Source organism: Sphingomonas bacterium, from assembly GCF_028289855.1.
Lineage (GTDB): Bacteria > Pseudomonadota > Alphaproteobacteria > Sphingomonadales > Sphingomonadaceae > Sphingomonas.
In genome coordinates, this window is sequence record NZ_JAQGKZ010000128.1 from 1 (window position 1) to 9,516 (window position 9,516).

A 9,516-nucleotide genomic window follows, 5' to 3' on the forward strand; every position below is an offset into this window, starting at 1 on the left:
GAGCGAATCCGTGTGAGGCAAGAACGACGCGCAACGTCCGTCGCCCGCCGGACTCACTTGTCGGTGCCTGCCGCCTTCCCCCATTGCCGCGCGACGGTGTAGCCGAGATAGCCGGTGCCGAAGAGCGCGTAGAGCGGGTCGGGAATGCCGCTGAGATACGCGTTCATGCCGGCGGCGATCTCGTTGGCCATTTGCGGCTGTACGGCGGCGATCAGCCCCATCGGGATCGCCCAGAGCAGCAGCGCGTACATCACGTAGAGGAAACTCGGCCGCGCGCGGCTGGTCCAGGGGTCCGCCGATTGCGCCTCCGCCACGATCGCCGAGATCTGCGTGCGAGTCGCCTCCATCTCCTGGCTGCCCTGTAGTTCGAGCAACTTGAGCTTCGCCTCGTCGCGCGCCTTGGGGTCGGGGATCAGCTTGTCGAGCAGCCCGGCGATCGGACCGACGATCGCATCGAGTAACGCCATGATCGTTCTCCTTGGTGAGTAAAACGAATCACGGATAACCTATCTGGTAATTTGTAGGAAAATGGAAAAACACAGGTCAGGCTCGCGCCCAGCTCGACTAGCCGAACGCGATTCCCGCCAGAAGCTTGACGTTGAGCGCGACGATCGCCGCCGCGACGATCCATGCCGCAAGCCGCAGCGCCACCGGGCTGGCGAAATCGCCCATCAGCTTGCGGTCGGCGGTGAACGCCACCAGCGGGATCACCGCGAACGGCAATTGCAGGCTGAGCACGACTTGGCTGAGCACCAGCAAATTGGTCGTCGCGCCCTCCCCAACCAGGCCAATGACCAGTGCCGCCGGGACGATCGCGATTGCGCGGGTGATCATCCGCCGCGCCCATGCCGGCAGCCGAATGTCGAGGAACCCCTCCATCACGATCTGCCCGGCGAGCGTCCCGGTGATCGTCGAATTCTGCCCCGACGCGAGCAGCGCCAGCGCGAACACCACGCTTGCCGCGCCCGCGCCGAGCATCGGCGACAGCAAGCGGTGCGCGTCCTCGATCTCCGCGACGTCGGTGCGGCCCGCGGTGTGGAACGCCGCCGCCGCGAGGATCAGGATCGCGGCGTTGATCAGCAATGCGAAGCCGAGCGCGATCACCGTGTCGGCAGTGGCGAAGCGGATCGCGCCGCGCTTGTCCTCGCCCGCGAACGCCCGCGTCTGCACCACCGACGAATGAAGGTAGAGATTGTGCGGCATCACTGTTGCGCCGAGGATGCCGATTGCGATGTACAGCATCGCCGGGTTGGTGACGATCTGGCTGGTCGGCACAAACCCGCCCGCGACCGCGCCCCAGTCGGGCCGCGCCAGCCACAATTCGTAGACGAAACAGCCCGCGATCACGACCAGCAGCGTCGCGACGAACGCCTCCAGCTTGCGGAACCCTAAGCGCTGCAACGCGAGCAGCAGCATGACGTCGAACGACGTGATCGCGACGCCGGCCAGCAGCGGTAGCCCGAACAGCAATTTGAGCGCGATCGCGGTGCCGAGCACTTCGGCGAGGTCGCAGGCGATGATCGCGAGCTCGCACAGCACCCATAATATCAGTGTGACGGGGCGGCTGTACCGCTGGCGGCATGCCTGGGCGAGGTCCAACCCCGCCGCGATGCCGAGCCGCGCCGACAATGTCTGGAGCAGGATCGCCATCAGGCTCGACAGCAAGACGACCGCGAGCAACGTATAGCCGAACGCCGATCCGCCGGCGAGGTCGGTCGCCCAATTGCCCGGGTCCATGTAACCGACTGCGACCAGATAGCCCGGCCCGACGAACGCCATCGCCCGCCGCCAGAACCCGCGCGCGGGCACGGCGACGCTGGCATGGCTTTCGGACAAGGATTTGCCGAACGCATGGTGCTGAATCGCGTCGCTGGTCGGCGGTGGCGTCACTCGGTTCCCTTGTTGCTGCGCATCGGCCGGATATGCGCGATCCGGCCAGGCGGTTGCGCCGCTATGCTGGGCGGCGGCGGTCCGCGTCAATCGTGGCGGTTAACCTCTTGCCGTCATCCCGCGAAAGCGGGGACCCAGCTTGCAAGGTACCTGCAAAAACTACCGTCGTGAGACGGGCTAACGAACGAGCTGGGTCCCCGCTTTCGCGGGGATGACGATATAAGTTAGATCACCGCCATATCGACCTTATAATGGTGCCACGCCAGGATCGCCGCCGCGCCGCGATGCGGGCGCCATGCTTCCGCCAGCTCCCGGATCGCCTTCTCCGACGGGCGCGCTTCGTGCCCCAGGATCCGCCCGATCTCGATCTGCACCGCCAGGTCGCCCGCCGGCCACACATCCGCCCGTCCTTCGGCGAACAACAGGTAGATTTCCGCCGACCAGCGGCCGATGCCCTTGACGCGGGTGAGCGCGGCGATCGCTTCCTCGTCGTCGGCGGGCAAATTGGCGAGATCGAGCCGCCCGCTGGTCACTTCTTCGGCCAGGCTGCGCGCGTAGCTGGCTTTCTGCCGCGACAGGCCGGCGGCGCGGAGTTGCTCGTCGCTCGCTTTGGCGACATTGGCGGGCTGTTCGAGGTCGCCGCATTGCTCCTCCAGCTTGCGCCAGATCGACGCCGCCGCCGCGACGCTGACCTGCTGCCCGACGATCGTGCGCAGCAGCGTGCCGTAGCCGCGCTCACGCACGCGCGGTTCGGGATAGCCGGCGCGCTCGATCGCTTTCGCGAACGCCGGATCCATCGTGGCGAGCGCATCGCATGCAGTCCGCATCGTCTTCGGAGTGGTCACCATGTTCTGCGGCCTTGATTGCGGGTGCAGCGCGCGGCATGGCGCGGGGCAACCGGATTAGGAAGGATTACCATGCCCAAGCTTATCGTCGTGACGCGCGGCGGGGAAGAACAGGAAATCACGGGCGAGGCCGGCCTTTCGGTGATGGAGGTGATCCGCGACGCCGGGATCGACGAAATTCTCGCGCTTTGCGGCGGCTGTTGCAGCTGCGCGACGTGCCACGTCCATGTCGACCCGGAATTTGCGGCCAAAGTGAATCCGATGAGCGAAGACGAAAACGACTTGCTCGATTCGTCCGCCGACCGCGACGAAACCAGCCGGCTGTCGTGCCAGATCGAATTCACCGATGCGCTCGACGGGTTGAAGGTGCGGATCGCGGAAGAGGATTAGTCCGCCGTGCTCCGGCGCAGGCCGGAGCGTTGGCCTGCCACGACATCGCCAATGACCAGGGCTCCGGCCTGCGCCGGAGCACAGATTCAGCCTCTCGCCGCCACCGCATACAGCGCGATCGCGGCCGCGTTCGACACGTTCAAACTCTCCATCCGCGCCGAGATCGGCAGCTTCGCGAGCTGATCGCAATGCTGCATCGTGTTGTGCCGCATCCCCTCACCCTCGGCGCCGAGCACCAGCGCGACGCGCGCCTTGCCGATCGCGGTCGCCAGCGTGTCGGTCGCCTCGCCCGCCAGCCCGATCCGCCAGAAATTGGCCTCGGCGATTTCCTCCAGCGCGCGCGACAGATTGACCACGCGGACCCACGGCACGATCTCCAGCGCGCCCGACGCCGAGCGCGCGAGCGCGCCGCTCTCGGGCGGCGAATGGCGATCCTGCGTAACGATCCCGAGCGCGTCGAACGCCGCCGCCGAGCGCAGGATCGCGCCGACATTGTGCGGGTCGGTGACCTGGTCGAGCACCAGCAGCGGCCGCTCGTCGCCCTCCCCCGCGCCTTGTTCGAGCAGGTCGCCGAGCCAAATGTCCTCGAGCGGATCGACCTCGATCACCAGCCCCTGGTGCGGCGCGTCATTGGGCACCAGCCGCCCGAGATCCGCCACATCGGCGAAGGTGATCGGGATCACCGGCGGGATATCGAGCCCGGCCAGCGCCTCGCGCGTCGCCCACATCTTGCGCACGGTGCGTTCGGGGTTGGCGAGCGCCGCCAGCACCGGGTGCCGGCCCCAGATGCGGGGCCGGTTGCCGGGGGCCTGGCTCGGGCGATGGCCGCGACGCTTCACCACTTACTCATCGCCATAGGCGAACGGATCGGTCTTGGTCGGCTGCGTCGGCACCGGCGGGCGGGGCAGCGCGTCGCCGTTCGCAGCGTTCCACAGGAACGCCGCCAGGATCACCGCGGCCTGACGCATATCGTCGGCCTTGAGGTGGTCGAACGTGTCGATCGACGTGTGGTGGATCCGGCTGCCATAATCGAGCGGGTCCTGGATGAACTGGAACCCAGGCAGCCCGACCGCCTGCATGAAGACGTGGTCGGTGCCGCCGGTCTTGCGGATCACCACCGACGACGCGCCCATCGATTCGAACGGCTTCAGCCACTCCTCGAAGATCGGCACCACCGCCGGGTTGTTCTCGGCAAAGATGCCACGCAACTTGCCCGATCCGTTGTCGATGTTGAAATAGGCCGCCATCTTCGCCCATTCGGGCTTGGTGGTGATCGGCCAGCGATTGGCCCAGCCCTGATAGCGCGCCAGCCCCGTCGCGGATGAGTTGCCGCTGCGTGTGGCGAAATGGTTTTCGACATAAGCGAGACTGCCGAGCAGCCCCTGCTCCTCGCCCGCCCATAGCGCGAAGCGGATCGTGCGCTTGGGCTTGACTCCGAGCCGCGACAGGATGCGCGCCGCTTCCATGATCATCGCCGAGCCCGCGCCGTTATCCGCCGCGCCATCGCCCGCCACCCACGAATCGAGATGCGCGCCGGCCATCACATAGCTGCCGTCCTTCGCGCTCCCCGGAATGTCGGCGAGGATATCGTAGGCGTTGGTATCGCTGTCGTCGAAGCGGACCTGGTTGTCGATCGACACGGTCGGCGCGAGGCCGAGCCCGGCGAGCCGCGCAAGCCGGCGATAATCCTCCGCCGCGATCTCGACCCCCGGCGTCTTCACCGTGTCGCCGACGCCGAACAGATAGCCCTCGCCGTGGACGAGCTTGCCGTCGAGCCGCGACTTGGTGGCGTACGCGACCGCGCCCTCTTCCTGCAGGAACGCGTCCATCGCCTTGGCGAAACCGAGCCGCCGCACCCCGCGGTCGGCGGCGGCGGGATCGTAGGTCGGCTGGACGAACTGGTCGAGTTTGGCGATGTCGTCGGGGGCGAGCCGCTTAAACGGCGCATCGCCGGGCTCGGAGCCCGTGTCGGGCCTGGTCACCAGCACGATCTTGCCGCGCAGCTTGCCCTTCCACTTGGCGAAGTCGCCGGGAGTCGCCAGCGGCGCGACCACCACTTCGCCCGTCACCGCGCCATTGGTGCCCGGGGTCCAGGCGATCGGGATCGCGGTCAGCTGGATCGGGCGCGGGCTGATCATCCGCACGCTGGAGCTGTCGATCGTCCAGCCGCGACCGAATTCGAACGCCTCCTTGTGGACGTTCGACAGCCCCCATTCGGTGAACTTGCCGCTCGTCCAGGTCTCCGCCTTCCTCATCGCCGGCGAATTCGTCAGCCGCGGGCCGATCTGGTCCGCCAGATATTCGGCGGTCAGCATCACCTGGCTGCGGTTGAATCCTTCGTCCATGATCCGCGTCGTCATCCCCAGGTCGCTCGATTGCGACGCGGCGGGAATGACGAGAGCGGCGGCCGCGACCGCGGCAAGAAGCGATTTGCGCATGAGTGAATTTCCCTGGGAGACGAACGCTAGGCGCACGCTATTGCCGCGCCGCGTCCCGCGCAAGCGCGGCGACCGCGCGTTGACAGCACTGCCGCGCTTCGGCATGGGGCGCCCTCGCTTTTCGAAGCAACCGTGCCTTCGGGTACGACGACCTGGGGACAGGTGGCCGAGTGGTTAAAGGCAGCAGACTGTAAATCTGCCCGTGCAAGCGTACGCTGGTTCGAATCCAGCCCTGTCCACCATCGCCCAGCTCGAGGCGAATAGTGCATTACGGCGCGGTGACGGCCACCTTCAGCGAGGCGGATCTAACGGCGGACGAGGATCGCTTGCGCACCAGACGATCGAATGGCCTTTCGAGGCCCCAATAGGCCAGCAATCCCACCGCCAGCGACGCCACACTGAACAACACCAGCCGGACCGCGATCGGATGGCCGGCGTCCCAGCCGGCGACGCCGACGAAGCCGAAATCCTGGAAAAGGTAGATGGCGTACGACGCCTCGCCGAGCGTTCGCAGCCAGCGTAGCCTGGGCATCCAGTGGTGCCGTTCGAGCATCACCGATCCGGCGAGGATCAGGCTGATCGCCGTGACCGTCGCGACGAACGACAGGTCGTCCCATGCGTCCTCGTACCACCACGCTGCCCAGAGCAGCGACCATCCGCCGATCAGCGCCGCCAGATAGACGCAGCGCCAGCCAAGCCCGCCGGGCCAGCGCCGGGCGCACGCCCAGCCGACCCAGGCGCCGGCGACGAATTCGAGCGCGATCTGGTCGGTGTACGTCAGAAACACCGGATTGTGCGACTCCGGCGCTATCCGTCCCCACACCGTGAGGGCGCCGATCACCGCCGTCATCGCAATCAGCCGCCAGATACCCGGCACCAGCAAGCTCAACGCGAATAACAGGTAGAAGAACGCTTCATATTGCAGCGTCCAGCCCTGATACAGCACCGGATAAATGCCGCCGTCGATGCCGTTTTGCGGGACGAACAGCAGCGACAAAACGACACGCGACACGTCGCGCGAGGCTTGCCAGAAGAAGCCCGGGCGGATGAACGTGGCGCCGACGGTCAACAGCGTCGCGAACCAATATAGTGGCGCGATGCGCAGGAACCGGCGCCACAAAAAGTCCAACGGCCCGATCGATTTGCCCTGCGTTACATAGTACATCAGGAAACCGCTGATCCCGAAGAACAGATCGACGCCCGTCGCGCCGAATTCGAAATCATGCCCTGTTTCGGTCAGCGTATGGAAAACGACCACGCCGATGGCGGCGATCGCTCGCAAATATTGGATCGACCAGATCGTCGATGATGTGGGCGACGTTACGCGATAGCGATCCATACCCCCCACAAATGGGGACTATGTCGGTAGTGAAACGATTACAAGCCGATGGGCGGCGCCGCACGATTGCCAATGGTCATGCGACGCGCGACAAGCGCGGCGGGGAGAAGCGCATGGTCTATTTGCTGGGCGGCTGGCAGAGCGATTTTTCAGCGAATTGGAGCCGCGAGGGAATCGGCCTGGCGGACGCATTTGCCGACACCGTGCGCAACGGACTCGCCGCGACCGCGCTCGATGCGGACGAGATCGACACCGGGCATGTCGGCAATTTCGCCGCCGAATTGTTCGCCGGCCAGGGGCTGCTCGGCGGGTTCTTCGGGCTGGTCGATCCGGCATTCGACGGCTTGCCGACCGCGCGACATGAGGCCGCCTGCGCGTCGGGGAGCGTCGCCGTGCTCGCCGCCAGTGCGGAGATCGACGCCGGGCGCTACGACCTCGCCTGCGTCGCCGGGATCGAACAGATGCGCAATGTGCCGGGCCGCGTCGCCGCGCAGCATCTCGGCGCCGCCGCTTGGGCGGGGTACGAATATGAGGACGCCGAGTATGTCTGGCCGCGCGCGTTTTCCGATCTGGGCGACGAGTATGAGCGGCGCCATGGCCTCAAATATGAGCATCTCGCGCGCATCGCAGAAATCAATTTCGCCAACGCCAAGCGCAACCCCAACGCCCAGACGCGCGGACATGTGTTTAGCGATGCCAGCTTCACCGAGGAAGACGAGGCCAACCCGGTAATCGAAGGGCGCATCCGCAAGACGGATTGCGGGCAAGTGACCGACGGCGCGGCGGTGGTGTTCCTCGCTTCGCCCAAGCGCGCGGCCGAGTATGCGGCGAAGCGCGGCATTCCGCTCGACAGCTTGCCGCGGATCACCGGCTGGGGGCATCGCTCGGCGCCGATCGGCTATGCGGCGAAGATCGCGGCGAGCGCGGGGCAGGATTACGTCTTCCCACAAGTCCGCCGCGCGATCCTGGATGCGCGCGCCCGCGCCGGCGTGAGCGGCATCGCGCAAATCGACGCGGTTGAGACTCACGATTGCTTCACCACCACCGAATATATGGCGATCGACCATCTCGGCCTGACGCCGCCCGGGCAATCGTGGCAGGCCATTGAGGACGGCAGCATCGAGATCGGCGGGCGCTTGCCGGTCAATCCGTCGGGCGGGCTGATCGGGCTCGGCCACCCGGTCGGCGCGACGGGGGTGCGGATGCTGCTCGACGCGCACAAGCAAGTGACCGGCGGCGCGGGCGATTACCAGGTCGAGGGCGCACGGCGAGTGCAGACGCTCAATATCGGCGGATCGGCTACCACGACAGTCAGCTTCATCGTCGAGCGGGAGGCGGCATGACCGTCGCGACGTTGCTCGCCACCAACGCCGCGATCCTCGTGGCGCTGTTCATCGTGCTGTGGCTGATCACGCTCAAGACGCGCGACGTCACGCCGATCGACAGCGTGTGGGCGCTCGGCATGGTACTGCTCGGCTGGGCGACATACGCGCAGACCGGCGGCGATCCGGGGCGCAAGCTGCTGATGATGGTGCTCTGCACGATCTGGGGGGTGCGGCTCGGCGCGTATCTGCTGTGGCGCTGGCGCGGTCATGGCCCCGACCGCCGTTACCAGACGATGTTCGCCAAGGCGAAGGAGCACAAGGGCTGGGGCTTCGGTCAAGCGTCGATGCGGCTGGTCTATCTGATCCAGGCGCCGCTCCTCTTCATCGTCTGCCTGCCGGTCCAGCTCGGCCAGATCGACCCCGCGCCGCCGGTCGGCATAGTCGGGATGATCGGCGCGGGCGTCGCGGTGATCGGGATCCTGTTCGAGAGTATCGGCGACTGGCAGCTGGTCAGCTTCCGCCGCGACCCCAAGAACGCCGGGCAAGTGATGGACCGTGGGCTGTGGCGCTATACGCGGCATCCGAACTATTTCGGCGACGCGTGTACGTGGTGGGGGCTGTATCTGATCGCCGCAGAGAGCGGCACCGGGCTATGGGCGCTGCCGGGACCGATCCTGCTGACTTACACGCTGATGAAATGGTCGGGCGTGCCGACGGTCGAGGGGCGGATGAAACGCAAGAAGCCGGGGTATGAGGATTACGTCCGCCGCACCTCGGGCTTTGTGCCGTGGTTCCCCAAAGCCTAGCCCAGCGCGCCCCGCTCCGCCCAATGCGCGTGCGTGCCGCTGCATATCTTGTGCGGGAGCGCGATGCGGCAGACCGGGCCGTCGGCGAAGCGCTTGCTGTCGATGACGATGCATTCCGACGTGCCGCGATTTTCGTCGGTGATGAAGCTGACGAGGTAACCGTCATCCTCGTCCACCGCGTTCGTGCGCGGGGCGAACGGGGCTTCGCTGGCGTAGCGGCCCTCGGCGAGCGGCAATTCCCATGACTCGCCGGTGTCGAGGTCGTGTTTGACGAAGCCGTTGAACAGGAACCAGCCGGGCTTCGAGGTGGTCGAATAGACGTAGCGGTGCTTGCGGCCCGCGACGCGTTGGTTGATCATGCCGAACTCGAGCACGCGGTCGTCGAGCCGCTCTTCTTTGGTGCTCCCGTCGGCGAGGTTGAAGCGCCAGCGGTGGAGCTTCGACTGGAAGCTGTGCTCGTCGACATAGGCCATCAGATGGCCG

The 9,516-nt window shown here is 66.4% G+C and carries 10 protein-coding genes and 1 tRNA gene; 4 read left to right on the top strand and 7 right to left on the bottom strand.

Features of this window, described 5'->3' with window-relative positions:
• Positions 1–53: 53 nt before the first annotated feature.
• From JWM94_RS14790 to JWM94_RS14800, 3 genes are all read right to left on the bottom strand, one after another.
• Positions 54–467, bottom strand: a complete 414-nt coding sequence (locus JWM94_RS14790) for a holin family protein (protein ID WP_299428732.1) — start codon at positions 465–467, stop codon at positions 54–56.
• 97 nt (positions 468–564) lie between these two features.
• Positions 565–1,890, bottom strand: a complete 1,326-nt coding sequence (locus JWM94_RS14795; protein ID WP_299428735.1) for an Nramp family divalent metal transporter — start codon at positions 1,888–1,890, stop codon at positions 565–567.
• A 224-nt stretch (positions 1,891–2,114) separates the two neighbouring features.
• The gene (locus JWM94_RS14800) at positions 2,115–2,738 is read right to left on the bottom strand and encodes a DNA-3-methyladenine glycosylase 2 family protein (RefSeq protein WP_299428738.1); all 624 of its coding nucleotides are present in this window, start codon (positions 2,736–2,738) and stop codon (positions 2,115–2,117) included.
• A 69-nt stretch (positions 2,739–2,807) separates the two neighbouring features.
• Between JWM94_RS14800 and JWM94_RS14805 the strand changes: the two genes are divergently transcribed.
• Positions 2,808–3,125, top strand: coding sequence for a 2Fe-2S iron-sulfur cluster-binding protein (locus JWM94_RS14805; RefSeq protein WP_299428741.1), 318 nt, complete (start codon positions 2,808–2,810; stop codon positions 3,123–3,125).
• Between the two features lie 86 nt (positions 3,126–3,211).
• On the opposite strand, the gene rlmB is transcribed toward JWM94_RS14805, so the two are convergent.
• Positions 3,212–3,964: a 23S rRNA (guanosine(2251)-2'-O)-methyltransferase RlmB gene (gene rlmB / locus JWM94_RS14810; protein WP_299428759.1), complete on the bottom strand. Its 753-nt coding sequence runs from the start codon at positions 3,962–3,964 to the stop codon at positions 3,212–3,214.
• Positions 3,965–3,967: 3 nt separating this feature from the next.
• The gene (locus JWM94_RS14815) at positions 3,968–5,563 is read right to left on the bottom strand and encodes a M20/M25/M40 family metallo-hydrolase (RefSeq protein ID WP_299428744.1); all 1,596 of its coding nucleotides are present in this window, start codon (positions 5,561–5,563) and stop codon (positions 3,968–3,970) included.
• A gap of 156 nt (positions 5,564–5,719) precedes the next feature.
• On the opposite strand from JWM94_RS14815, the gene JWM94_RS14820 reads away from it, so the two are divergent.
• A tRNA-Tyr gene (locus JWM94_RS14820) sits at positions 5,720–5,805 on the top strand.
• A gap of 26 nt (positions 5,806–5,831) precedes the next feature.
• Here JWM94_RS14820 and JWM94_RS14825 read toward each other — a convergent pair.
• On the bottom strand, positions 5,832–6,902 hold the full coding sequence (locus tag JWM94_RS14825; protein WP_299428747.1) for an acyltransferase: 1,071 nt from the start codon (positions 6,900–6,902) through the stop codon (positions 5,832–5,834).
• 29 nt (positions 6,903–6,931) lie between these two features.
• Between JWM94_RS14825 and JWM94_RS14830 the strand changes: the two genes are divergently transcribed.
• On the top strand, positions 6,932–8,245 hold the full coding sequence (locus JWM94_RS14830; protein ID WP_299428750.1) for an acetyl-CoA acetyltransferase: 1,314 nt from the start codon (positions 6,932–6,934) through the stop codon (positions 8,243–8,245).
• On the top strand, positions 8,242–9,033 hold the full coding sequence (locus JWM94_RS14835) for a DUF1295 domain-containing protein (RefSeq protein WP_299428753.1): 792 nt from the start codon (positions 8,242–8,244) through the stop codon (positions 9,031–9,033). Before JWM94_RS14830 ends, JWM94_RS14835 begins: the two co-directional genes overlap by 4 nt.
• On the opposite strand, the gene JWM94_RS14840 is transcribed toward JWM94_RS14835, so the two are convergent.
• Positions 9,030–9,516 (bottom strand): carotenoid oxygenase family protein (locus JWM94_RS14840; protein ID WP_299428756.1); only part of this gene is annotated, 487 nt, incomplete at its 5' end. The two genes, JWM94_RS14835 and JWM94_RS14840, sit on opposite strands and share 4 nt — an antisense overlap.